Source organism: Synechococcus sp. WH 8109 (assembly GCF_000161795.2).
In the GTDB taxonomy this organism is placed as follows: Bacteria; Cyanobacteriota; Cyanobacteriia; order PCC-6307; family Cyanobiaceae; genus Parasynechococcus.
Genome location: NZ_CP006882.1, coordinates 1,248,323 through 1,270,547, shown reverse-complemented (window position 1 = coordinate 1,270,547; position 22,225 = coordinate 1,248,323). Strand labels below are relative to the sequence as shown.

General features: G+C 60.4%; 31 protein-coding genes and 1 tRNA gene. 15 read left to right on the top strand and 17 right to left on the bottom strand.

Annotation, left to right across the window (positions count from 1 at the left end):
• Positions 1-14 precede the first annotated feature (14 nt).
• The gene (locus Syncc8109_RS06955; RefSeq protein WP_006849681.1) at positions 15-500 is read left to right on the top strand and encodes a GNAT family N-acetyltransferase; all 486 of its coding nucleotides are present in this window, start codon (positions 15-17) and stop codon (positions 498-500) included.
• Positions 501-508: 8 nt separating this feature from the next.
• On the opposite strand, the gene Syncc8109_RS06950 is transcribed toward Syncc8109_RS06955, so the two are convergent.
• The 3 genes from Syncc8109_RS06950 to Syncc8109_RS06940 are packed head-to-tail and all read right to left on the bottom strand — an operon-like array spanning position 509 to position 3,007.
• Entirely contained in the window at positions 509-1,198 is a 690-nt protein-coding gene (locus Syncc8109_RS06950) for a TIGR04283 family arsenosugar biosynthesis glycosyltransferase (RefSeq protein WP_006850210.1), read from the bottom strand.
• Positions 1,186-1,827: a TIGR04282 family arsenosugar biosynthesis glycosyltransferase gene (locus Syncc8109_RS06945; protein WP_025362366.1), complete on the bottom strand. Its 642-nt coding sequence runs from the start codon at positions 1,825-1,827 to the stop codon at positions 1,186-1,188. Before Syncc8109_RS06945 ends, Syncc8109_RS06950 begins: the two co-directional genes overlap by 13 nt.
• Before the next feature lies 1 nt (position 1,828).
• Positions 1,829-3,007, bottom strand: a complete 1,179-nt coding sequence (locus Syncc8109_RS06940) for a trypsin-like peptidase domain-containing protein (RefSeq protein WP_006850069.1) — start codon at positions 3,005-3,007, stop codon at positions 1,829-1,831.
• Positions 3,008-3,039: 32 nt separating this feature from the next.
• On the opposite strand from Syncc8109_RS06940, the gene dnaA reads away from it, so the two are divergent.
• The gene (dnaA, locus tag Syncc8109_RS06935; protein WP_006850244.1) at positions 3,040-4,437 is read left to right on the top strand and encodes a chromosomal replication initiator protein DnaA; all 1,398 of its coding nucleotides are present in this window, start codon (positions 3,040-3,042) and stop codon (positions 4,435-4,437) included.
• On the opposite strand, the gene Syncc8109_RS06930 is transcribed toward dnaA, so the two are convergent.
• The 3 genes from Syncc8109_RS06930 to Syncc8109_RS06920 are packed head-to-tail and all read right to left on the bottom strand — an operon-like array spanning position 4,438 to position 6,582.
• Entirely contained in the window at positions 4,438-5,106 is a 669-nt protein-coding gene (locus tag Syncc8109_RS06930) for a ParB-like protein (RefSeq protein WP_006849701.1), read from the bottom strand.
• 23 nt (positions 5,107-5,129) lie between these two features.
• A complete protein-coding gene (locus tag Syncc8109_RS06925) occupies positions 5,130-6,362 on the bottom strand; it encodes a glutathione S-transferase family protein (protein ID WP_006850750.1) in 1,233 nt (410 codons plus the stop codon).
• Positions 6,337-6,582, bottom strand: coding sequence for a hypothetical protein (locus Syncc8109_RS06920; RefSeq protein WP_006849593.1), 246 nt, complete (start codon positions 6,580-6,582; stop codon positions 6,337-6,339). The genes Syncc8109_RS06925 and Syncc8109_RS06920 overlap by 26 nt, the downstream gene beginning before the upstream one ends.
• Positions 6,583-6,698: 116 nt before the next feature.
• Between Syncc8109_RS06920 and gorA the strand changes: the two genes are divergently transcribed.
• Positions 6,699-8,057 (top strand): glutathione-disulfide reductase, encoded by a 1,359-nt coding sequence (gene gorA, locus Syncc8109_RS06915; RefSeq protein ID WP_006851910.1) that lies wholly within the window; start codon positions 6,699-6,701, stop codon positions 8,055-8,057.
• Positions 8,058-8,156: 99 nt separating this feature from the next.
• A complete protein-coding gene (locus Syncc8109_RS06910; protein WP_045172751.1) occupies positions 8,157-8,780 on the top strand; it encodes an alternative oxidase in 624 nt (207 codons plus the stop codon).
• 9 nt (positions 8,781-8,789) lie between these two features.
• On the opposite strand, the gene Syncc8109_RS06905 is transcribed toward Syncc8109_RS06910, so the two are convergent.
• Positions 8,790-9,890 (bottom strand): calcium/sodium antiporter, encoded by a 1,101-nt coding sequence (locus Syncc8109_RS06905; RefSeq protein WP_006850643.1) that lies wholly within the window; start codon positions 9,888-9,890, stop codon positions 8,790-8,792.
• A gap of 81 nt (positions 9,891-9,971) precedes the next feature.
• Here Syncc8109_RS06905 and Syncc8109_RS06900 point away from each other — a divergent pair, with 81 nt between their 5' ends.
• Genes Syncc8109_RS06900 through Syncc8109_RS06890 form a run of 3 tightly spaced genes read left to right on the top strand, consistent with a single transcriptional unit; the run spans position 9,972 to position 12,937 of the window.
• Positions 9,972-11,621: a SulP family inorganic anion transporter gene (locus Syncc8109_RS06900; RefSeq protein ID WP_006849914.1), complete on the top strand. Its 1,650-nt coding sequence runs from the start codon at positions 9,972-9,974 to the stop codon at positions 11,619-11,621.
• Positions 11,614-12,660 (top strand): dihydroorotase, encoded by a 1,047-nt coding sequence (gene pyrC, locus Syncc8109_RS06895; RefSeq protein ID WP_006849819.1) that lies wholly within the window; start codon positions 11,614-11,616, stop codon positions 12,658-12,660. The genes Syncc8109_RS06900 and pyrC overlap by 8 nt, the downstream gene beginning before the upstream one ends.
• Positions 12,635-12,937, top strand: coding sequence for a thioredoxin family protein (locus tag Syncc8109_RS06890; RefSeq protein ID WP_025362365.1), 303 nt, complete (start codon positions 12,635-12,637; stop codon positions 12,935-12,937). The genes pyrC and Syncc8109_RS06890 overlap by 26 nt, the downstream gene beginning before the upstream one ends.
• A gap of 10 nt (positions 12,938-12,947) precedes the next feature.
• Here the strand turns inward: Syncc8109_RS06890 and Syncc8109_RS06885 are convergent.
• Positions 12,948-13,033 (bottom strand) — tRNA-Leu (locus Syncc8109_RS06885).
• Positions 13,034-13,072: 39 nt separating this feature from the next.
• Here Syncc8109_RS06885 and Syncc8109_RS06880 point away from each other — a divergent pair.
• From Syncc8109_RS06880 to trpA, 3 genes are read left to right on the top strand one after another with little or no spacing between them, the layout of a single operon-like run.
• On the top strand, positions 13,073-13,324 hold the full coding sequence (locus Syncc8109_RS06880; RefSeq protein ID WP_025362364.1) for an NAD(P)H-quinone oxidoreductase subunit L: 252 nt from the start codon (positions 13,073-13,075) through the stop codon (positions 13,322-13,324).
• A 1-nt stretch (position 13,325) separates the two neighbouring features.
• Positions 13,326-13,682, top strand: a complete 357-nt coding sequence (locus Syncc8109_RS06875) for a DUF3007 family protein (protein ID WP_006850087.1) — start codon at positions 13,326-13,328, stop codon at positions 13,680-13,682.
• 34 nt (positions 13,683-13,716) lie between these two features.
• The gene (gene trpA / locus Syncc8109_RS06870) at positions 13,717-14,532 is read left to right on the top strand and encodes a tryptophan synthase subunit alpha (RefSeq protein ID WP_025362363.1); all 816 of its coding nucleotides are present in this window, start codon (positions 13,717-13,719) and stop codon (positions 14,530-14,532) included.
• 72 nt (positions 14,533-14,604) lie between these two features.
• Here the strand turns inward: trpA and Syncc8109_RS06865 are convergent, their stop codons facing one another.
• On the bottom strand, positions 14,605-14,976 hold the full coding sequence (locus tag Syncc8109_RS06865; protein ID WP_006850247.1) for an AbrB family transcriptional regulator: 372 nt from the start codon (positions 14,974-14,976) through the stop codon (positions 14,605-14,607).
• Positions 14,977-15,074: 98 nt separating this feature from the next.
• Between Syncc8109_RS06865 and Syncc8109_RS06860 the strand changes: the two genes are divergently transcribed.
• Positions 15,075-15,344 carry a YciI family protein gene (locus tag Syncc8109_RS06860; protein WP_006850324.1) on the top strand — a complete coding sequence of 90 codons (270 nt, stop codon included), beginning with the start codon at positions 15,075-15,077 and terminating at the stop codon, positions 15,342-15,344.
• On the opposite strand, the gene Syncc8109_RS06855 is transcribed toward Syncc8109_RS06860, so the two are convergent.
• Both Syncc8109_RS06855 and Syncc8109_RS06850 read right to left on the bottom strand, forming a co-directional pair.
• Positions 15,320-15,676, bottom strand: a complete 357-nt coding sequence (locus tag Syncc8109_RS06855; RefSeq protein WP_006849648.1) for a c-type cytochrome — start codon at positions 15,674-15,676, stop codon at positions 15,320-15,322. The two genes, Syncc8109_RS06860 and Syncc8109_RS06855, sit on opposite strands and share 25 nt — an antisense overlap.
• Positions 15,677-15,695: 19 nt before the next feature.
• Positions 15,696-15,929: a DUF3136 domain-containing protein gene (locus Syncc8109_RS06850; RefSeq protein ID WP_025362361.1), complete on the bottom strand. Its 234-nt coding sequence runs from the start codon at positions 15,927-15,929 to the stop codon at positions 15,696-15,698.
• A 90-nt stretch (positions 15,930-16,019) separates the two neighbouring features.
• On the opposite strand from Syncc8109_RS06850, the gene Syncc8109_RS06845 reads away from it, so the two are divergent.
• Positions 16,020-16,541: a Nif11 domain/cupin domain-containing protein gene (locus Syncc8109_RS06845; protein WP_025362360.1), complete on the top strand. Its 522-nt coding sequence runs from the start codon at positions 16,020-16,022 to the stop codon at positions 16,539-16,541.
• Positions 16,542-17,024: 483 nt separating this feature from the next.
• Here the strand turns inward: Syncc8109_RS06845 and Syncc8109_RS06840 are convergent, their stop codons facing one another.
• From Syncc8109_RS06840 to Syncc8109_RS06825, 5 genes are all read right to left on the bottom strand, one after another.
• Positions 17,025-17,519 (bottom strand): phosphate-starvation-inducible PsiE family protein, encoded by a 495-nt coding sequence (locus tag Syncc8109_RS06840; protein ID WP_025362359.1) that lies wholly within the window; start codon positions 17,517-17,519, stop codon positions 17,025-17,027.
• Positions 17,520-17,632: 113 nt separating this feature from the next.
• The gene (locus tag Syncc8109_RS13075) at positions 17,633-17,767 is read right to left on the bottom strand and encodes a hypothetical protein (RefSeq protein WP_006850771.1); all 135 of its coding nucleotides are present in this window, start codon (positions 17,765-17,767) and stop codon (positions 17,633-17,635) included.
• A 40-nt stretch (positions 17,768-17,807) separates the two neighbouring features.
• Positions 17,808-18,128, bottom strand: coding sequence for a hypothetical protein (locus Syncc8109_RS06835; protein WP_006851257.1), 321 nt, complete (start codon positions 18,126-18,128; stop codon positions 17,808-17,810).
• A 24-nt stretch (positions 18,129-18,152) separates the two neighbouring features.
• On the bottom strand, positions 18,153-18,518 hold the full coding sequence (locus tag Syncc8109_RS06830) for a YkvA family protein (RefSeq protein WP_006851846.1): 366 nt from the start codon (positions 18,516-18,518) through the stop codon (positions 18,153-18,155).
• Positions 18,519-18,585: 67 nt separating this feature from the next.
• Positions 18,586-19,512 carry a sigma-70 family RNA polymerase sigma factor gene (locus Syncc8109_RS06825; protein ID WP_025362358.1) on the bottom strand — a complete coding sequence of 309 codons (927 nt, stop codon included), beginning with the start codon at positions 19,510-19,512 and terminating at the stop codon, positions 18,586-18,588.
• Positions 19,513-19,692: 180 nt separating this feature from the next.
• Between Syncc8109_RS06825 and Syncc8109_RS06820 the strand changes: the two genes are divergently transcribed.
• The 3 genes from Syncc8109_RS06820 to Syncc8109_RS06810 are packed head-to-tail and all read left to right on the top strand — an operon-like array spanning position 19,693 to position 21,552.
• Positions 19,693-20,184 carry a DUF2214 family protein gene (locus tag Syncc8109_RS06820; RefSeq protein ID WP_006850050.1) on the top strand — a complete coding sequence of 164 codons (492 nt, stop codon included), beginning with the start codon at positions 19,693-19,695 and terminating at the stop codon, positions 20,182-20,184.
• Entirely contained in the window at positions 20,184-20,849 is a 666-nt protein-coding gene (locus Syncc8109_RS06815) for a hypothetical protein (protein WP_006850287.1), read from the top strand. The genes Syncc8109_RS06820 and Syncc8109_RS06815 overlap by 1 nt, the downstream gene beginning before the upstream one ends.
• 46 nt (positions 20,850-20,895) lie before the next feature.
• Positions 20,896-21,552: a L,D-transpeptidase family protein gene (locus Syncc8109_RS06810; RefSeq protein WP_006851773.1), complete on the top strand. Its 657-nt coding sequence runs from the start codon at positions 20,896-20,898 to the stop codon at positions 21,550-21,552.
• Here Syncc8109_RS06810 and hisIE read toward each other — a convergent pair.
• Positions 21,549-22,217, bottom strand: coding sequence for a bifunctional phosphoribosyl-AMP cyclohydrolase/phosphoribosyl-ATP diphosphatase HisIE (gene hisIE, locus Syncc8109_RS06805; RefSeq protein WP_006850871.1), 669 nt, complete (start codon positions 22,215-22,217; stop codon positions 21,549-21,551). The two genes, Syncc8109_RS06810 and hisIE, sit on opposite strands and share 4 nt — an antisense overlap.
• Positions 22,218-22,225: the final 8 nt, after the last annotated feature.

The following is a 22,225-nucleotide window of genomic DNA, read 5'->3' as shown; positions in this document are numbered from 1 at the left end:
TCGCTCCTCTGCCCATGCCTGCTGATCCTCTGTTGGAGCAGTACGGCCAGGGGGCGCGTCTCTGCCCCTGCGCCAATGACCAGATCACCTTGGTGTTCAGCCAGGAGTACCACTTCGATCTGGTGGAACTCGAGCAGTTGCTGGAAGCGGTGGGCTGGAGCCGCAGGCCGATTCGCCGGGTGCGTAAAGCTCTCAGCCACAGCCTGCTCAAAGTTGGCCTCTGGCGGCACGACCCACGGGTGCCCCGTCTGGTGGGATTTGCGCGCTGCACCGGTGACGGGGTGTTTGAAGCCACCGTCTGGGACGTGGCTGTGCATCCCCTGTACCAGGGCAATGGTCTGGGCAAGCAGATGATGGCTTACATCCTCGAGGCCCTTGATCAGATGGGGACCGAGCGGGTCAGCCTGTTCGCCGATCCGGGCGTAGTCAGCTTCTATCAGGGCCAGGGCTGGGATCTCGAGCCCCAGGGCCATCGCTGTGCCTTCTGGTACGCCAACTGATGGATCCTTCAGCGCCGGTAGAGCCGCAACAGCTGCTCCGTTGATCGGCCCTGACGCCACAGCCAGCGCAGCCGGGCATTGCGCCAGGCCTGCACCAGCACGCTTCGCTTCTGCCAGCGCTCTCCGCTGGTGAGCAGGGCACAGTTCAATGAACGGAGGGGAGCGACCTGGCTCAGGCGTTCCACCAGGTCCAGGTCTTCCATCAGCGCCAGGGGCCGGTAGCCGCCCACGCGTTCATACAGCTGGCGCTGAATCAATAGGCCCTGATCGCCGTAAGGGCGTTGCAGCCAACGGCTGCGCAGGTTCACCATCCGCTCCAGCAGCCACAGCAGCGGCCGCCCCTCCACCTCCACCTTGAAGTCGAAGCACCAGGCGCTCAGGTGAGCCTCAGGCCTGTTCAGAATCGCTCCCACCTTGTGGTGCCAGGTGTCCGGCAGGCGGCTGTCGGCGTGCAGCACCAGCACCCAGGCATGAAAGCTGTGGCCAACGCCCCAGCGCAGCTGGTGACCCCGTCCGGCGTTGGGACTGTCGAGCACGGTGGCACCGGCCAGCTGAGCCACCGCCCGGGTTTGATCCCTGCTGCCGGCGTCAGAAACGATCACCTCCAATTCCCCCGGCCATCGCTGCAGATCCGCCAGCAGCAGCGGCACCCTGCTGGCTTCCTCCAGGGTTGGAATCACAACGCTCAGCCCTGCCATGGCTTCAGATCGCTCCAGTGATCCAGATCATTCCGTTGGGGCACGAGGGCCGATGAGAGCTGCCGCTTTCGCGCCGCCTCCAATGTTGCCTCCAGCACGGTGGGGCCGCCCCAGGGAATGCCGATCAGCGGCCAGTGCTGCGGGCTGCGGATCAGGGATGCGCCGATCCCCAACAGCCAGTAGCCCCCATCGGAGGCTGGTCCCAGCACCAGGTCATGGTGCTCCAAGTGCTCAATGGCCTGCTTCAAATCATCGGGATTGAGTTCGGGCAGATCTGTACCGATCACCAGGCAGGGCCTGTTGTGGCGATGGCCGTGCATCAATTGCCGTCGCAATTTGGTGCCGAGTTGCCCCCTCCCCTGCAGCCGCACCTTCCTCAGCCCCAGCTGTCGCCCCCAGCGATCGGCCGCACGGGGGCCGAGTCCGCTCACCGCAAGCACCGGCTCGACCTCCACGGCGCCGGCGAGGCCCCGCAACACCGCAGCGGTGTGCTGCGTGAGCCGCCGTTGGATCTTTGTGGCGCGTTCGCTGCTGTTGGCCAAGCCCAGCTCATTGTTGAAATCGTGCCTTAAGCGGAGTTTGCATCGGCCCGGTGATGGCCAGCGGGCCATCACGACGATCTGCACCATCTCAGTTGCTGCGAGGCAGTTCCCGTGGGCGCACCTGCAGGGTGAGCTCCTCTCCGTTGCGTTGAAGGGTGAGCTGCATCGGTTCCCCCACCTGGCCGCGGTCCACAGCGAGTTGCACTTCGGTGGGGGTTTGAACGGGGTTGTTCTCCACCTTGAGGATCAGATCGCACTGGCGGATGCCGGCAGCAGCGGCCGGCGTGCCTTTCACTACCTCTTTCACCAAAACGCCATTCAGCTCGGGCACCGTGCAGGCGCTGTTGGTGGCATTGATTTCCCGCGCCAGCTGAGGCGTGAGGTTCATTAGCTGCACGCCGATGAAGGGATGGGAGGCCTGACCGGTGCTGACAATCTGTTGCGCGATCCGCTTGGCCAGGTTGATCGGAACCGCAAAACTCAAGCCGCCACCTGGGGCAGTGCGGATCGCCGTGTTGATGCCGATCACCTGACCGGCGGCATTGATCAGAGGGCCGCCGCTGTTGCCGGGGTTCACCGCTGCATCGGTTTGGATGTAGGGAACCCGCTGGCCGTCACCGATCGCATTGAGGCGGCCGACGGCGCTGATGATGCCGGCCGTCACGGTGTTGTTCAGGCCGAAGGGATTGCCGATGGCAATGGCCCATTCCCCTGGCTTGAGCTGGTCGGAGTTGCCCAGGGCCGCCACCGGCAGGTTGTCGGCCACCACTTTCACCACCGCCACGTCAGTGAGGGGGTCGGTGCCGAGAACCTTGCCCTTGAAACTCCGTCCGTCCGGCAGGGTCACCGCCACCTGATCGGCACCACGCACCACGTGCTCATTTGTGAAGATCAGGCCGCTGGCCCGGGTGATGAAGCCGGAGCCCTGGCCCTGCTGCCGCTGGCTGGAGGGACCCATGCCAAAAATCCCTCCGAAGGGGTTGGCAATCTCCTTCACCACATCGATGCGAACCACCGCCGGACCGACGCGATCCACCGCCTTCACGATCACGTTGTCCCCCGGTTGCAGAGGAGCACTGCGGGGCTGATCGTGCACCACTGGCGGCGCCGTCATCGGTGGCTTGGGGGTCAGACCCAGCTGTTCTCTCACCAGGCTGCATCCGGAGAGTGCGCTCCCGGCCAGGGCGATAGCGAGCCAATGCTGGGCGTTGGGCATCACGACGAGATGTGTGCTGATGCATTTAAGACGGCCTGAGCGGATCGACATGCGTAGATTCAGCGCTCGGGCGATGGGCGGTTTTGGCGCAGACGGGCGAAGAGCTCTGGATCAAGGTGCGGGATGGGTTGCAGGCGAAGCTGAGCAAGCCCACCTTCGAGACCTTCATTCGCCCCACGGGTTGCAGCGGCTTTGCCAATGGAGAGCTGAAGCTTCTGGCCCCGAATCCCTTTGCCAGCGTTCGTCTCCGGGAGCAGCTGCTGCCCACGATCGCCGAGATGGCCAGCAGCATCAGCGGTCAGCCCGTCCAGGTGACGGTTCTGGCGGAAACCGCCTTGCCGCTGCCGGACGCCACCGATGAGGCCTCAGCCGCTGCTGATGCGGCGTCGCCTCCAGCGGCTCAGGAGTCGGCATCGGCTCCAGCGCGGAACGGCTCCCCACGCCGCTACCTGCCCGGGCTCAATCCCCGCTACGTGTTCGGCCGTTTTGTGGTCGGTCCCAACAGCCGGATGGCCCATGCGGCGGCTTTGGCTGTGGCCGAAGCTCCGGGCCGGGAGTTCAACCCCCTGTTCATCTGCGGTGGTGTGGGCCTGGGCAAAACCCACCTGATGCAAGCCATTGGCCATTACCGCCTGGAAATCGATCCCAGGGCTCGTGTGGCCTATGTCTCTACCGAAACCTTCACCAATGACCTGATCCAGGCCATCCGTAAGGACGGCATGCAGGCCTTCCGCGATCGCTACCGCGCTGCCGATCTGATCCTGGTGGATGACATTCAATTCATCGAGGGCAAGGAGTACACCCAGGAGGAGTTCTTCCACACCTTCAATGCCCTGCATGAGGCAGGCCGTCAGGTGGTGATCGCCAGTGATCGCCCCCCCAGCCAGATTCCGCGGTTGCAGCAGCGCCTGATCTCCCGGTTCCAGATGGGCCTGATCGCTGACATTCAGTCGCCTGACCTGGAGACACGCATGGCGATTCTTCAGAAGAAAGCGGAGCAGGAGCGCATGTCGCTTCCCCGTGATCTGATCCAGTACATCGCCGGTCGCTTCACCTCGAACATCCGCGAGTTGGAAGGGGCCCTGACCCGGGCTGTGGCCTTCGCCTCCATCACGGGGCTGCCGATGACCGTGGAATCCGTGGCACCGATGCTCGACCCCACGGGGCAGGGGGTGGAGGTCACGCCGCAACAGGTGATCGACAAGGTTTCTGAAGTGTTTGATGTCACTGCCGAGGAGATGTGCAGCAGCACCCGTCGCCGTGCCGTGAGCCAGGCCCGTCAGGTGGGGATGTACCTCATGCGCCAGGGCACCGACCTCAGCCTGCCGAGGATCGGGGACAACTTCGGCGGAAAAGACCACACCACGGTGATGTACGCGATCGAGCAGGTGGAGAAAAAACTGGCCTCCGACCCTCAACTCGCCGGTCAGGTGCAGAAGGTGAAGGATCTGCTGCAGATCGATTCCCGCAAGAAGCGCTGATCAGCGGCAGGCTTTCTTGTCGCCTTTCCAGCCCGGCATATCTTGTGCAGCGGCAGAGCACACCAGCTGGCGGGCTGCTGCGAGCGCCGGCTCCAGGCGCCTGGAGCTGAAGGGGGGCAGGGGTCTGCTGCGCAGCCAGGCACCCCAACGAAACTCGTGATATGGGATCAGGGGCTGAGGTTTGATCCACCCCTCCTGCTTCAGCTTCCATACAAGGCTCCGGTAGGGGTCGTCATCCAGTCCCAGCAGGCTCGTGGGCAGCTGCTCGGCCGGACGGGGGCCGTTGCCTCGTCCGTCGTAGAGGTAGAGCCAGCCCTGGTTGTGCAGATAGGCCAACACAGCGCTTCGGTCGGTAGTTGAGAGCTCCACCACCACGTAAGCCCAGGTGGTGGCCCCTGGATCAATGCCGATCAGGCCTCGCAGCCGGTGGTGCCGGTCCAGCATCCACATAGCGCCATTGGCAGATCGGATCAAGGGGACCGGTTTGCCGCGCAGGTAGTCAAGACGCTGCTGACGGGTGTCTTGCGCGAAATCTTTCTCGCGCGACCAGATCTCCGCCAGTCCCACACACCACTGGGTCGGCTGCAGCTGCGCCGCTGATACTTCAATCAGATCGGTCCCCCGATCGGGGGCTGGGATCGGTTGGTAAGCGGGCAGCCGCAGGGGCACAACTCAGCGTTGAGGCCTCCGCACTATGACCCACTTTGGAAGGGTCGGGGATCCTGATCAAAGCGATCCCTCACCGGCAAGGTATGTGCCTGCTCAGGGCCATCCAGCTGGGCGGTGGCTTCAAGGGCCTGACGCAGCAGTCGAGCAGCCGGGAGCGGCATATCCCTTGGCACCGAAATGCGATCGCGCAGATAGCGCAGCCCGGCGGCACTTCCCGCTGGAGGCGGGCAGGGTGTGTTGCGAACCAACCGGGTGAGGGCACAGCGCAGGGGCTGGTCAAAGGCGGCAGCACCCATGGGGTTCACGTCTCGCAGACGTTGCTGGTGACGTAGTACCCGGCTCAGGGCGATAACGGCCTGATCGGCTTGATGGTCAGCATCCCAGCAGGCTTCGTCCTCGCCAAGGCCATCACCTCGGTCGATCCATTCGGCCAGGCGCTTCGCTTCTGCTCCATCGTCCGACCAGCAGCCGCCCATCTGGGGAGGCAGGTCATGGACATGGGTGTGAAAGTCGCTTTGGGTGCCGCGGTAGGTCTCCAGTTGCTCCAGTGCACGCAACCAGCGGTCAATGGCTGGATGCTCAGCCCTCAGCCGGTATCCCTTGTAGTAAGCCAGCGAGGCATTCATCCGTTCCACGTAGGGAATAAAGATCAGATCCACGGTCTGCGGCTCCGGGCCCCGCAGCCACGGTCCTCTGTCCTGGTTCAGCTCCCGTTCGAAGCGCCGGGCGGTGTCTTGAAACTGCTCTCGGGCCAGAACCTGTTGCCTCGGACTCAGCCGTGGTGAACAAAGCCAAATGCACCAGGCCTGAAACAGCAGCCGTTCAAGACGGCGCAGCTGATGAGCTTCCGGCTCTGTCATCGCCATGCCCAGCGGGCCAAACTGCTGTTCGAGGGCCAGCAGGATGTCGTCGCTTTCGGTGATCAGCCGCCGGTTGAGCTCCAGGGCCGGCAACATCCCCGAAGGCACTTTCTCCAGGAACCACGGCTCCTTCGGGCCGTAGCAGCGCATGGTGACTTTGCGGATCTTGTAAGGGATGCGCTTGAACTCCAGCCAGAGCCAGATTTTTTGGCAGTAGGGGCACCAGGCGTGGTGGTCGCGGTACAGAGTGACCATCACGTTGGACTCGGGCTGTCCGAACAGGCGCAACGTGGCCTGGGCACTGGTAGGCCCCTCAATCCGATTCGGTTCCGGCGTCGCCAGGCTGGCCAGCTCCGACCAACTCAGGGGTTCAGCTGATTCCGATGAAAGGGGCATGCAGGATCGGCGCAAGCGTTGCCCGTCCATAGGACTGCCAGTCGCCCAGTTCGTGCATCAGCGCCAGACAGTCCTGCTGGCGGCCCTGATCAGCTAACCGCTTTAGCCGCAGTTTCATGTCGTCGCTGGTGATCATCATCACGATCTCGCGGCGTTGCGATCGTTTGAGGCGCAGCTCGGGTTCAGGCGGCTGCCTGCGGCGCTTGGAAGAACGGTTCATGGTTTAAGGACGCGGTTGAAATACGATCAACTCGTCTTGGGCCTTTATGGCCCCTCTTCCCCGGACCATAACGCGATCTTTACGATGACGCCCGTCGTCTCGAGCACCCTTCTGTTGTGGGCGCTGATTTGGATCTGATTGTTCTTGGGGCGGGGTCCGGTGGGCTGGCCGCTGCGAAACGCGCGGCCCGTCATGGAGCCCGCGTCGCAATAGTGGAGGGCGATCGCGTCGGCGGCACCTGCGTGATCCGCGGCTGTGTTCCCAAGAAGCTTTTGGTGTACGGCGCCCAGGCCCGCCATCAGCTGGCGGATGCCTCGGCCTACGGCCTTGAGATCGGTTCGGTGCGTTCGGATGTGCCTGATCTCCTGCGTCGGGTGCGCGCCGAAGTGGATCGGCTCAATGCGCTCCATCTGGGATTTCTGGAGAAGGCCGGCGTTCAGTTGATCTCCGGTTGGGGACGCTTCACGGCAGCAGATCGCATCGGCATTTCCGATCAACGCGGTGGGCCCGTGCGAGAGGAACTATCGGCCCCGCGCTTTCTGGTGGCGGTTGGTGGCCGGCCGGCCCGGCCGGAGATTCCTGGGGTTGAACACTCCTGGGTCAGTGACGACATTTTCCTGCTGAAGGATGTCCCTTCCGCCGTAGTGGTGGTGGGTGCAGGCTTCATTGCCTGTGAGTTCGCCTGCATCCTGCGCGGCCTTGGTGTTGCAGTAACCCAGGTGGTGCGTGGTCCGCGCTTGCTGCGCGGTTTTGATGCCGAGTTGGCCGATGCCGTGCTGGGTGGCATGCGTGAGCAGGGCATTGAGGTGCTGTTGGACCAGACGCTGGTGGCTGTGGCAGGAGAGCCCGGGGCGCTGACGGCGCGGCTGGGGAGTGGTGAGTCTTTGGCTTGCGGCGGTGTGTTGATGGCCACCGGGCGTCGCCCCTGGCTTGCGGATCTTGGGCTGAACGCTGCCGGCGTTGCGGTCGAGAACGGCCGCATCACGGTCGATGCCAACTCCTGCACCTCGGTGCCCCACATCCATGCCGTTGGCGATGTCACCGATCGGGTCAACCTCACGCCTGTGGCCATTGATGAAGGTCGTGCTTTTGCCGACAGCGTCTTCGGGTCGCGTCAGCGACAGGTGAATCACGACCTGGTGGCAAGTGCCGTGTTCAGCGATCCAGAGCTGGCGACCGTTGGCCTATCGGAAGAACAGGCCATCGAACGCCATGGCGTGGATGGTGTTGTTGTGCATCGCGCCCGCTTCCGGTCCATGGCGCGGGCCCTGCCCGCTTCTGGCCCCCGTTGTCTGCTCAAGTTGGTAGTGGAGAAGCACACCGATCGGGTGCTGGGCTGCCACATGGTGGGCGAGCATGCCGCGGAGATCATTCAGATGGCGGCGATTGCCGTGGGGATGGGCGCCACCAAGGCTGATTTCGATCGCACCATGGCGCTGCACCCCTCTGTTTCAGAGGAGTTCGTAACGATGTAGTGATCCGACAATCCTTTCGACAGTATGAAAGGTGCAAGACAATGCATATATGGCGATCTAGACCACGATTAGATCGATATATATGACGTGGAATCATTCATGCAGACTCGAGGTCATAAGGCTGATTTTGCTCATTTTTTGATTGAATCAGGCGAGCAGTTGCTCAGTCTTCTTTGGCCTGCAGCTGATGCTCGTCGGGCAGCATCTTTAGAGATTATTGCTCGCACGGCTTATACGGCTGAGGAAAGTGCTTGTCATTACCTTGAAACGATTGGCCTTGATCAGAGCGGTGCTATACGTAAGACTCTGGAGCTGGCACGTCGGCAGGACAGTAATGAGCAGACGCATGAAGACATTTTTTCTCGTGATCTTGGTGGACTGTCTTTATGGATAGATCGCTTTGTGGCGAGGCATGTAGCTGTCCTTGTTTATTGGATATTTGCTCTTACTACCTTGTTGGATCACGAGTTGGCCTCTTTGCTTGGAGAAGCTGTTGAGGCCGAAGCTGTCAAAACGTACCGGCGCATGCTTTTGGAGCAGCCAGAGGGGTGGTTGCAGCAGCCCGTAACGCCGATTGCGACGGCCTATTGGAGAAAAGAGGGAAATATGTGGGCTGCCCGTGATGAACGTGAGCCAGAAACTCTTCGAGATGTAATCGAATTAATTGCCAGAGATGAGTTGGACCATGTGGCGGCTAATAGTCAAAAAGCAATTGCTTTCTAGGTATTGATTTCAAATGGTTGGGCTGTTCTGGTTGTTCCGCCAATAAAAAACTGCCTGAGTGCAAATCACGATCATTACGATTGGAATTACAGCGCAGAGCATCACAAGGCGAAATTCATCAGCCCAGTTGGCCATAGCCGTTCGGGGTAAAACATTATCGATCAGATACAGAACATAGAGTCCGAGAAGTAGCCCTCCTTCAACGCGTGAGATGCGACCTTTCGTCCAAAAGATCGGCATGCAGGCCAGGCTGGTGAGCAGCATTACCGGCAGGTCGTCCTGAATCAGTTCCGGGCTGACTTCAAGTCCGTTGCCAGCTGCCGCTATGGCTCCACCGCCCAGCACCAGCATCAGGTTCAATAGGCAGCTGCCCACCACGTTGCCGATGGCCAGATCGGTTCGTCCGCGCAGGGCCGCCACCAGGGACGTGATCAATTCAGGCATCGACGTTCCGGCTGAAACGATCGTCAGACCGATCACTGCTTCACTAACTCCCAGAAGGGTTGCGGCGCTGACCGCGCCATTCACCAGAACCCTTGATCCGATTGAGAGAACGGTGATGCCGGCAACTAATCGCACTGAGGCGGGGATCAATCCACCTTTGCTCGCTTCGACACTGATTTCGGGTTCAGCGCTGCTGCTGTCGTCCGGTTGTTCACGGGCGGTGCGGATCTCCCAGACGGTGTTGATCACGAGCCCCAACAGCAAGGCCAGGCCTGCTTGCCAGGTGACCCGTCCTGCGGAGGCCATGCCCCAGACCGCCGCCGAGATGGCAATCATCAGAGGTACATCTCGCCTCACCAGGCGGCTTTCAACCCGCAAGGGCAGCACAAGGGCGCTGCTGCCCAGCACCACCATCACGTTGAAGATGTTGCTGCCCACCACATTGCCCACGGCGAGGGCGTCAGCTCCCTGCAGCACCGAACTCAGGCTCACGAACAGTTCCGGGGCGCTGGTGCCCAGAGACACCACCGTGAGGCCGATCACGAGCTGGGGAATGCCGAAGATCACCGCCATGGCGACGGACCCCTGAACGAACAGTTCTCCCCCACCAAACAGCAGTCCGATGCCAAATAGCACTTGGATCGAGGCCTGCAGAAATTCAGGCATGGGGCGAGCTCAGCTGTTCGGGGATTGTGCTTTGAGGCGAATCAACCTAAGGTCACTCACCTGGGTAATAGATAAGAAACCTTGTTTAACCGGATCAGCACCAGCAACCTGCGGGGTGACGCCTTTGGTGGGGTGACCGCCGCGGTGATTGCTCTTCCGATGGCCCTGGCCTTCGGGGTCGCCGCAACGGGTGACCCTGCCCCTGGGCTTTGGGGCGCCGTGATCATCGGCTTGGTGGCGTCTCTTTTCGGGGGAACGCCCACCTTGATCTCCGAACCCACCGGTCCAATGACCGTGGTGTTTACGTCGGTGATCCTGAGCTTCACCGCCACAGCTCCGGACAAGGAAACGGCCATGGCCATGGCCTTCACCGTGGTCATCCTGGCGGGTCTGTTTCAGATCCTTTTCGGCGTCTTCCGTCTGGGTCGATACGTCACCCAGATGCCTTACACCGTGATCTCTGGCTTCATGTCGGGGATTGGAGCCATCTTGGTGATTCTCCAGCTGCCCGCCTTCCTGGGGCAGACCGCATCGGGCGGGGTGATGGGAACCCTGTCCAACCTGCCGGGCTTGATTGCCGGTATTCAGCCGATGGAGCTGGCGCTGGCGTTGATCACTGTTGCGATCCTTTGGTTCACCCCATCAAGCTTGAAGCGTTTCTGCCCGCCGCAGCTGCTGGCGCTGGTGTTGGGAACGGTGCTGTCGATGACCTTGTTCCACGACGCCGGTCTCAAAACCATTCCGCCGTTCAATGCTGAGCTCCCCAGCCTGCATGTGCCCACCTTTTCGGGCGGACAGCTGCGTTTGATGTTCGTAGATGCCGCAGTGCTGGGCATGCTCGGCTGCATCGATGCGCTGCTCACCTCGGTTGTGGCCGACAGCCTCACCCGCACGGAGCACAACTCCAACAAGGAATTGGTGGGTCAGGGACTGGCCAACATCGCTTCGGGCGTCTTTGGCGGACTCCCTGGGGCGGGAGCCACGATGGGCACCGTGGTCAACATTCAGGCCGGCGGACGTTCGGCTCTGTCGGGCATCTTCCGGGCGCTGATTCTGATGGTGGTCGTCCTGGCAGCCGCGCCTCTTGCATCCACGATCCCCCTCGCTGTGCTGGCGGGCATCGCCCTGAAGGTGGGCATCGACATCATTGATTGGGATTTCCTCCAACGGGCCCACCACCTCTCGGTGAAAGCTGCGGTGATCACCTACGGCGTGATTGCGCTCACGGTGCTGGTAGATCTCATCACTGCAGTAGGCATCGGAGTTTTCGTGGCCAACGTGCTCACCATTGATCGGATGAGCGCGTTGCAGTCCAGAAAAGTGAAAACGATCAGCACCGCCGATGACGATGTGGAGCTGACCGATGAAGAGCAGGTGTTGCTGGATCAGGCTTCCGGCAAGGTTCTGTTGTTCCAGCTCGCCGGGCCGATGATCTTCGGCGTGGCCAAGGCCATCTCTCGTGAGCACAACGCCATCGGCAATTGTCAGGCGGTGGTCTTCGACCTCTCAGAGGTGTCCCACCTGGGAGTCACCGCTGCGATCGCCCTCGAGAATGCCGTAAAGGAAGCGATTGAAGAGAGTCGTCAGGTGTTCCTGGTCGGTGCAACGGGCAGCACGGAGAAGCGCCTACAGAAGCTGAAGCTGTTGGATCGGCTCCCCCAAAGCCACATCACTGGTGATCGCCTCGATGCCTTGCGACTTGCAGTGAACGGTTTGCCGCTGAATGTCTGATCAGATCTCGATCATCGCCCCAGATGATTGGCACGTGCATCTCCGCGATGGGGAGATGCTGAACCAGGTTGTGGCCCATACAGCCCGCCGTTTTCAGCGGGCCATCGTGATGCCCAACCTGCGTCCCCCTGTCACCACGGTGGCTGCTGCACGGGCATACCGCGACCGTATTCAGGCGGCGTGCCCCGCTGATCTGGAGTTCACGCCCCTGATGACGGCGTACCTCACGGATTCGATCGCTCCTGCCGAGTTGGAGACAGGATTTCGAGAGGGCGTTTTTGCTGCCGCCAAGCTTTATCCCGCCAACGCCACCACCAATTCCGCCGCAGGGGTGACGGATCTGCTGCAGATCGATCCTGTGCTGGAAACGATGGCCCGGATCGGCATGCCCTTGCTGATCCATGGTGAAGTCACGGACAGCGAGATCGATATCTTCGACCGGGAGGCAGTTTTTATAGAACGCCATCTGGCACCGCTGCGGGACCGCCATCCCGAGTTGAAGGTTGTGTTCGAGCACATCACCACCGAGCAAGCGGTGCAGTACGTCAGCTCAGCGGATCGTCATCTCGCCGCCACCATCACCCCCCACCATCTGCACATCAACCGCAACGCGATGTTCGCCGGCGGGTTGCGCAGTGATTTTTATTGCCTCCCAGTGGCCAAGCGGGAATGTCACCGTCAGGCCCTGCGCCGGGCGGCCACCAGCGGTGCCCCACGCTTCTTTCTCGGCACCGACACGGCACCGCACGAACGAGCATTCAAGGAAAGTGCCTGCGGATGCGCCGGCATCTTCAATGCGCCCTTCGCCTTGGAGAGTTACGCCCAGGTTTTTGATGAGGAGGGTGCTCTGGAGCATCTCGAAGCCTTCACCAGCCTGAATGGGCCGGCCTTTTACAACCGTCCAGCCAACACGTGTCGCATCACGTTGCGACGGCGTGACCATCTCGTGCCGGAACTTGTGAATGGACTGGTTCCTTTCCATGCTGGAGAGATCCTTTCCTGGGCCGTTGCCGATGCACCTGATCAAGTTCAGCTCTGAAGACTGCGGCACCTGTCACCGCATGAGTCACTACGACGGCAAGGTGGCCGAGGAACTCGGCTGCAGCTTCATCTCCGTGATGCTGCAGGACACGGAGATGTATCGGAAATACCGGAAGATCCTGCTCAAGCAGTACCCCAACAAGGAGGGGATGGGCTGGCCTACCTACCTGCTGGTGAACGATCCCGATGGAGATTTTTCGATCGAGGGAGAACTGAAGGGCGGTATGCCCAAAGGAGATTTCCGCACCAAGCTGGCTGAGTTGCTGCCGTCTTGAGCTCAGGTAGTGGGGGCAGGGGGACTTGAACCCCCACAGGCCTTTCGGCCCAAGCGATTTTAAGTCGCGTGCGTCTACCGATTCCGCCATGCCCCCGCACAGACATCTTAGATTTCCCATAGATGTCCTCAGGCCTTGGACCTTTCGTCCCTGCTTTCTCAAGTCCCACAGGACACGTTGTTAGTCCTGTTGGCCTACACCCTTCTGGGCGGCCTGTATCTCGTTGTGGTTCCCCTCGCCCTGTACACGTGGATGAACCAGCGTTGGCATCGCATGGGCAAGCTGGAGCGGCTGGGGATCTATGGCCTGGTCTTCCTCTTTTTCCCGGGGATGATTCTGTTTGCCCCCTTCCTCAATTTCCGGCTGAGCGGGCAAGGAGACGTCTGAATTGACGCGTGGCAAGGTTCTTCTGATCGGACTTGCAGTCCTCCTGCTGGGAGGGCTTGGGCAGGTCGGCTTTCAGGCTGCAGGCTTTGAGGGGTTTTCGGCAGGAATTGCTGCAGAGGCCCTTTTGATTGTGATTGTGGTGGTTTGGACAAGCTCTTACTTGTTCCGTGTGGTCACCGGCCAGATGACCTACATGGATCAGCGGCGTCGCTACCGCGAGGTGTACGACAAACAGGAAGCTGAAGTGCTTCAAGCCCATTTTGATGCTCTCCCCGAGGAGGAGAAACAGAAACTTCTGCGCAAGATTGGAGCGGATGCCTCGGTTCCCGCGGACGGTGATGCCCCCGTCGACTCATAGGCTTCCGAAGTTTGTTCCTGGTCGGTTGACCGAGATGCCCAATCAGCAGTCCTCTTCCATCGCCCAGCGCTTTGAGCAGCTGAAGCAGGACGGTCGCCTCGCCTTGATGCCATTCCTTATGGCCGGCGATCCGGATCTCTCTGTCACCGCTGATGTGCTGCTCAGCCTGCAAAGTGCAGGGGCTGACATGGTCGAACTGGGAATGCCCTACAGCGACCCTCTCGCTGATGGGCCGGTCATTCAGGCTGCTGCGTCCCGGGCCCTTGCTGTCGGGACCACGCCAAAGGGAGTTCTGGGCATGCTGCGCTCGTTGAAAGGCCAGCTGCAGATTCCCGTGATCCTGTTCACGTATTCCAATCCACTGCTCAATGTGGGGATGGAGCCGTTTTGCCAGTCTGCAGCGGAGGCTGGTGCGGCGGGTTTGGTGGTCCCTGATCTACCCCTCGAGGAAGCGGAGCGGCTGTCGACAATCGCAGAGCGTCATGGCTTGGATTTGGTGCTCTTGGTTGCACCCACGACTCCCCAAGATCGGATGGGTCGGATTGCTACATGCAGCCGAGGTTTCACCTACCTGGTGAGTGTCACCGGTGTAACCGGTGAGCGAGCTCAGATGGAAAGCAGGGTTGAAGGTTTAGTGCAGCAACTCAAACAAACCTCACCTGTTCCTGTTGCGGTTGGTTTTGGGATCTCCGGTGCAGATCAAGTGCGTCAGGTTCGGGGCTGGGGTGCCGATGGAGCGATTGTGGGCAGTGCACTTGTGAAACGGATGGCGGCAGCATTACCCGGGGACATTGCTCAGGAAGCTGGTCGTTTTTGCGCTGAGTTGCGTGCAGCTGCCGATCAGCCCTAGGGGCTGCCATCCTTAACAAGGCATGAAAAAACCCCGGCATTGGCAGGAGTTGCATTGCTTTCAATTGTTGAATCACTCGTCGTCTTCGTCGGTGGCACCAACTGGTGTCAGCCGAATCTGTTTGCGACCCAGTTTGATCTCAAATTCATCTCCAGGCTTCAGGTCGAGCAGTGCCGTATACGCCTTGCCGATGAGAAGATTGCCGTTGCCTTGCACAGTGGCCATATAGCTGAGTTTGCGGCCGCCTTTGCTCACACCGCCAACACCACCCATGCCAAGACTGACGCCTTTGGCCTCCAGCAGTGCTTCATAAAAAGCGGTGAAATTCAGACGTTCACCACCATCTTTTTTTGTGGAGACATAGCCACAGGCATGAACAAGGTCAGATTTGCTGATGTCACCCAGGTCTGTGACTTTATTGAGAAGGTCGCTCCCAGTGAGCATCGCTTTCGAGAGATATCAACCTTCACAACATAGCCATGGTTCAAGCTGCTATGCCATCATTTTCCACTGAAAAGTTCGCTGTAATTTCATCCTTCGCTATGGCACGTTTCGTTTTGTGGGGCACTTACTGCACGGATGCTCTTGAGAAGCGTGCTCCTTATCGGGATGAGCACCTTGCTCGTCTCCAAAGTCTGAAAGAGCAGGGAACGCTGGTCACGCTCGGACCCACCGAGGGAAGCACCCATGTTTTCGGGATCTTCGAGGCCGACCGCATCGACGTCGTTCGCAGGCTGGTTGAGGACGACATCTATTGGAAGCAGGGAATCTGGACGGCGCTCGAGGTTTATCCCTGGATCCAGGCGTTCTGAGCCTGCATGAGTACCCATTCAGCCACGAGCTGATCTCCATCGCTTCCTAGAGCTTCGGCGTAACCACTCATCTGGCCTCGCCCTTCCCGGGCGATGGCTGAGATGGCGTCCACCGTTGCGATCTGCTCACGCTCAAGGGTCTTCAGCTTCAGGTTTTTCCCCCGGCGAATGATGTTGCCACCGTTGATGTGGCATCCCGCGCAGTGCTGTTCGAACAACAGAGCGCCGGGGCTGGCGTCAGGCCCGGTAGCCAGCGAAGCGCCGGCTGGAGCAAGGCTCAGCAGCAGAACAAGAAACGCACCAATGCAGCAGCGCAGGAGGTGGCTCAGCACAGGGATGGTGTGGCTTGGATCAGTTTGCTTGAGCAGGTGATGCCTCCTTCTGGAACCGCTGGATCAGTTCATCGGGAGAGCGGTAATCCTTCGGAAGCGAGGTGTGCAACCTGTTGAGGTAGTCCCAGCAGACCGTCCGGCGAATGGCGTTGAGGTCGCGTCCATCGGCTACAAGGCGACGCAGGGCCTGGCAGTAGGTCGAGAATCCAGCCTCCAGATCTCCGATTGTGAGTGCCTTGGTTGCGGACGGCATTAAACAGAAGGTCAGCATCTTCTGACTTTTGCGTCGATCCCCTGATTGGTCTGTTGTCAGGATCACCGTTGGAGCTGTGCGGTGGTCCCCATGGCGGAACAGGATCTGATCCGTTTCCTCAACAAGATCTCCCAACTTCAGGCCCTTGCTGAGCGTGTGAGGAATGACTCCAGCAGCCGCGAACAGCTGGCGGCTTGTGCGGACCACAACCAGGTTGTTCGGCTGGCCAGATCCTGGGGGTTCGACATCGGTCGGCGCTGGGGTGAGCGTGACCATCGGCCGGGGGGAGAGGCCAACCTGCTGGCGACCCCATGCCCTCCTCCTGGTGGGGAATCAACCCAGGTGTTGGCGTCTGCCGAAACATGGAGACTGCTTTTGATCGCATCGAACGGCTTCAGCTCCCCCTATGACGAATGGATGGATCAGTGCGATCACGAATGGGTGCTTGTGTTGCGGGGGAGTGCCTGTGTTGCGCTGCAGAATCCCGATCGGATTGTGGATCTCAGTCCAGGAGATCACTTGCTGCTTTTGCCCCATCAACGCCACCGGGTGGAGCGCACCGATCCCGATCCAGGAACTCTGTGGCTGGCCTTGCACTGGGATGCTGCTTAAGCCCGTCGAGCCACGCCACTTCCATGATGGGTCGTGCAGCACCCAAAAGGAAATGAGCACGACAGCTGATTGCCTTCGGTCGCATCGCTCAAGAGAGTGAGTAGATCGAGATAGGAGGAGCCCATGACGGCCGACACTCCACCTGAGCAAACCCCAGAAGCAGACTGACTTTCTGGCCCCTGCTCCAACAGTTTCCACCCATTCGTAAGCGATTCGTCTGGCGCGACAACGAAGAGCGTCAAGCCAGTCGACTCCCCTCTGCATCGTTCGTAGGTGCCCCGCAGGAGAGCCGCTTCACACCTGGACCCGATGGCCCCAGGGTGCCTTGAGCCAGACGCTTCGACCTTCCTGCCTCAGTTCCATTGCTTGAGGAGATTTTTCAAGGCATCAGACACTGAAGTTGAGGTCGATTGCCATGCGCAAACGAGCGAGTTAGGCCGTCTTTCCATCGGGAAGGGCGGCCTTCCTTTTGTTCGTTAAGCCTCATTCCTGGAAATCAAGCTTGGTGGCTGATCCTCCGCGGCCTAGTCGTTCGCGGGAGGGAGTGGCGTTCGCACGCTTCACCAACCAGTAAGCGGCTGAAAGTGAGACGACTGCGATCCCGAGGCCCACCAGCAGCTGGGGTTTGTTTTCAGCACCGGAGGGCAGCACGATCACTTTTCGAGCCACAGCCGTCAGCGCGGTGACCAGAACCAGTTCGATCTGCACCACGTGGCGCCTCAAGTAACTAGTGATGTTTTGCAGCACCTCCAGCGCGATCAACACTGTGAGCAGATCGCCAAGGATCTTGATCAGGCCATCGCCCAACCACGTCGCCGCTGACCCAGTCAGCAATTTGGAGCCCAAGGAAACCACCAGCTGGATGATGGCGGCGCTGATCACCACTGCCGTGATCAGGGTGAGCAGTCTGGCGACCTCGCGCTCACCCGCATCAACGAAACCGAGGAAACTTCTCTTGGAACGCGTGGGTTCACTCACGGGGTTCAGTCGTTGAAGGGGTTGTAATAAGAGCCAGCCTTGGTGTCGCTGGCCGGGTTGATCACTTTGGTGTCGCAGGTGACGGAGCTGTCCTCTGTCTTGATGCAATCGGCTTAAATCTTGTTGTCTTTGCCAGTGGCGCTATCCGCTCCCCGCAGCCACCCCCCGGTTTGCGCCTGGGCCGAGGAGGCGCCGAACACCAACATCATCAACAGAACGGGGGCGCTGAGGAGGTGATTTCGCGTCATCGGGGCGATGTCTGAGCCACCACTTTGCCCGTGTCGGCCGTTAATCGGTGCAGTCGTCTCGAATTTCCTGCAAAAGCAGATCAAGTTGCCCGAACGGATCGTCGTCGGCCGTTGCGACACCAGCAGGTTCGCTAGAAGGCTGGCCATGCCATTCGGCTTCAACGCTGCATAGCCGATCAGCCAGTCCAGACAGTCCATGCATGTTGTGTTCGCGCTCCAGCACCTCAAGCAGGGCGGGCATTCGGGTTGACACAGCGCGCAGGTTTCGACGCAGGTCGGCCTGTGTGCGCCCTTGCTGCTTCAACCAGTCCTTCAGCAGCAGAGTGAGATCCGCTTCAAATTCAGGGGTCCAGCCAGACATTGATCAGCGATTCAGTTCAGCGATTCAGTGCGCCAGGGGAAACCAGCGATCCAGTTTGCGGCGAGCTCGCATCCGGATGGCTGGAGTGACGTGATTGCTCCACAGACCCACCATGGCCGTAAGCACCACCAGATCATCACTTAAACCGGCCACCGGCAGCAGGTCTGGAATCAGGTCGGCGGGCATCAGTAGATAACTCAGGGCAGCGAGCATCGTCAGCCGCGCAGCTGAGGGGGTCTCGGGGTCAAGCATCAACTCCAGGGCTTCCAGGGCTGGGGCGGCAAGAACCCTGCCGGCCCGCTGCAACAGGCGCCGCAGCAGGGTTTCGTCGATCACCTCCCGTTCAAGCACGTCGGCTTCAAGGGTGGTTCGCGCAGCCTGGTAAGTCATGCGGGGGAACCGGGTGGGTCCACTCTCCCCAGTTCCTCAGCAAGACGCCAGCGGGGCGGGCCGATCTTCAGGGTGTGGATTCCACGAGTCCGCTTTGAATGCCCGTCTTGCGCAGTTTGCGCAGGGCCCGCTGCACCACCTGACGGCAATACTCCCGTGAACAGTTCATGTGACGAGCCACCTCGGCAAGGGTGCGCCATTCGTTGGTGCCATCCAGCCCAAAGCGCAGGGTCACAACGGTGTGTTCTTTCGGGGTGAGATTGGCTTTGGCCAGCAAAGACCAGGCCGACGCGGTGCGTTCAGCGATCTCGGCCCGTTCCAGCGGCGGTAGCTCCTCGCTTGGGAGCACATCCACCAGCTCGGAGGGATCCGATTTCGATTTCACAACCCCCTGCAGGCTCACGGTGACGCTGCGCAGTTCACAGGCCAGCAGATCTTCCACCTCAGCTATGGGGATCTCCATGAACTCCGCCAGCTGCTCTCCGCTGGGGCTGAGGCCATTGCGCTGCATCAAGCGTGCCTTGGCAGCCCGCAATTTGGTGAGCTTTTCGTTCACATTCACGGGAATGCGAATCGTGCGGCTTTGGGTGGAGAGCGCTCGATTCAGCCCCTGCCGAATCCACCAGTAGGCATAGGTGGAGAAACGATGGCCGCGGGTGGGGTCGTATTTCTCGACGGCTCGGGTGAGGCCAAGGGTGCCCTCTTGAATCAGATCGAGAAGATCCAGGCCCTTGCCCTGGTAACGCTTGGCAAGATTGACGACAAGACGAAGGTTGGACGTAATCATCTGATTCTTGGCCCGTTCGCCACGGCGAATCACGCCCTTTTCTTCATCGCTGTACTCACAGGCTGGGCCGGTCCCGCCAGCCAGATGACAGCGTTCTGTGATGGAGACCATCGCCTGAACCTTCCTCCCCATCATGAGTTCCTGCTCTGGAGTGAGCAGTTGATGGCGACCAATTTCGCCGAGAAAAGCACTCAGAGAACTCGTCATCATGACGATACGGCTGAATTGAACCTAGAACCAAAGTGTTTTTTTCTGGCGGTCATAATAAAGACTCCCGAATTAATGCTTTGTGCGCTATTTCACTCTTTCTTCCTGTTATTGAAGTGAATCTTTCATTGTTAATTCAATTGGGTGGCTAAGGTCGCCGCACCTTCCACCGCCACGCCCATGCCCCTGGCCGTCGCTCTCACGTCCGACATCGCCAAAAACGCTGGCGTTGCCTACGTTCACTACCTCAGTTTCATGCTCTGTTTCGGTGCGCTGGTGCTGGAGCGGAAGCTGATCAAAGCTGATCCGAATCGCCAGGAGGCCACGGCGATGGTGGTCACCGACATCGTTTATGGCATCGCTGCCCTGGCACTTCTGGTCAGCGGAATCCTGCGCGTGATCCACTTCGGCCAGGGGGCTGAGTTTTACACCCAGAATCCATTGTTCTGGTGGAAGGTTGGTTTGTACCTCTCCGTGGGAGGCCTGTCGCTGTATCCCACGATCACTTACATCCTCTGGGCGATTCCGCTGCGCAAGGGTGAGCTGCCGAAGGTGAGCGAATCCCTCGCCAACCGTCTGGCCTGGATCATCAATATTGAACTAGTCGGCTTCGCCAGCATTCCGTTGATGGCGACCCTGATGGCCCGCGGTGTGGGTCTTCCCGCCGCCTGATGCAGCCCGAGCTCTGTCCTCCACAACAGCAGGTTCAAACCCTGCAGGTGGTTTTGGAACGCCAGCATCCAGGCCAAAGGCCGGGCTATGCCTCCTCCATCGCCACCACCTCCCTTGGCCTGCCCGTGTTGAAGCATTGGTGCGTCTGGGTTCAGCCCGCCGCCGCCACGCCGGCCAACCGCTGGGACCAACGCTGGCTTGATCAGGTGTCATCGGCGCTGACCACCTGGGGTGCACTGGTTCCGCTCACGCTGGTGGATAATCCGGAACAGGCGAACGTGTTGATTCATCGGCAGCGTCCGGCCCGCCGGCAGGTGGCTGGGGTTTGGCGCGCCAGCAACGGACGAACACAGCTTCAGGTTGTGGACGTGCAGCGCCAGGGCCGCCGAAGGCTTGAACCCCTGGTGAAGGTAATGGTGTCACCAGGGATGCGAGCTGAAGCACTGCAGGCCACGGCTCTGCATGAACTAGGCCACGCCTTCGGCCTCTGGGGCCACAGTTCTGTTCCGACTGATGTTCTGGCGATCAGCCAAGGCAAGCGTCCGGTGTTGGTGCCATCACAGCGGGATCGCCTCACGCTGACGTGGGTCATGCAGCAGACCACCCGTTTCGGTTCAACGCTTCGAATGCCCATCGAATCGGCCGAACCTGAATCACTTGAGTGACGTCACCATGCGGGCGCGGCATGCTGCCGGCAGTCGTGGCTGATCGATGCACCTGATCCGTTCTCTGGCGGTGGCTGGTCTTCTGCTGAGTCTGGTGGGTTGTCGTTCCAACAACAGCTTGCCCCAGCAGGACCCACAGGTTCGAGCACCGATTCGGATCCAGCTGGATGGCAGCAATCCAGCAGCCAGTGAAGGTGTGTTGGATCGTGCTGAGGGGCCGTTGCGTTTCACCGTTGGCCATGGTCGCCATGGCATTGCCTGTGAAGGCACCACCTTTGAAGAGGGCGTCACCCCGCTCGGAACCTTTCAGATCAACGCCATCCTCAGCAACGACCGCTTCGAGATGGATCCCGAACTGGTGAAGCAATCCGGCAAATCACAAGAGGAGCTGCGGGAGAGCCTCTTCACCAACATGAACTCCATCGACTTCAAAGGTGACGGGGAAACCGGGGAATACGGCATCGGTTACATCAGCCTGACTCCTGTGCCTGCCACAGAGCAGCCCTTCCGTTTCAATACCTACGACGGTGTCTTCCGCTGGTACAGCTTCGCCATTCACGGCACCAATGACGAGTCCCGGATTGGCAAGGCGGTGACAGGCGGTTGCATCAATGCCGGAAAGCTCACCATGGGGTTGTTGTTGGACACCGTGGAGCTTGGCGATGAAGTGGTGATCAGCAGCGACAGCCCCTGTCTGCCTTAGTGCCGGCGCGGGGCACCACGTCGTGCGGCCAGCACTTCCTGCACCTGTCGCCAGCTCACGCCGTGATGGGCCAGGGCCACCTGCATGTGGAAGATGATGTCGGCCGCTTCGCCGGCGATCTCGGCGGCGTTGTCGTCTTTGCAGGCCATCACAAATTCAGCACTCTCCTCGCCGATTTTCTTGAGGATGCTGTTGTCTCCCCCCGCCAGCAGTTTGTTGGTGTAGCTGCCTCCCTCCGGCTGCTCGCGTCTCCCCTCGATCACCCGGAACAGTTCGGTACAGGCATCCGTTGGTGGCGCTAGAGCCTCGGCTCCACCTGTGGTTCGTGCATCGCTGTTTTCGTAGAAACAGCTGCGGGAGCCGGTGTGGCAGGCCACATCCCCAGCCTGCTCCACGGTCACCAGCAGCACGTCTGCATCACAGTCGTAGCGGATCTCCCGCATCGTCTGGATGTGACCGCTGGTGGCTCCCTTGTGCCAGAGCTCCTGGCGTGAGCGGCTCCAGTAATAAACCTCACCGCTGCGCAGGGTGGCTTCGATGGCGTCCCGGTTCATCCAGGCCACCATCAGCACCGCACCGTCCAGCCAGTCCTGGGCCACAGCTGGAATCAGCCCCGCTTCGTTAAAACGGAGTTGGTCAATGAAGGCGGGGCTGAGGGGCTGCATCAGGCCTC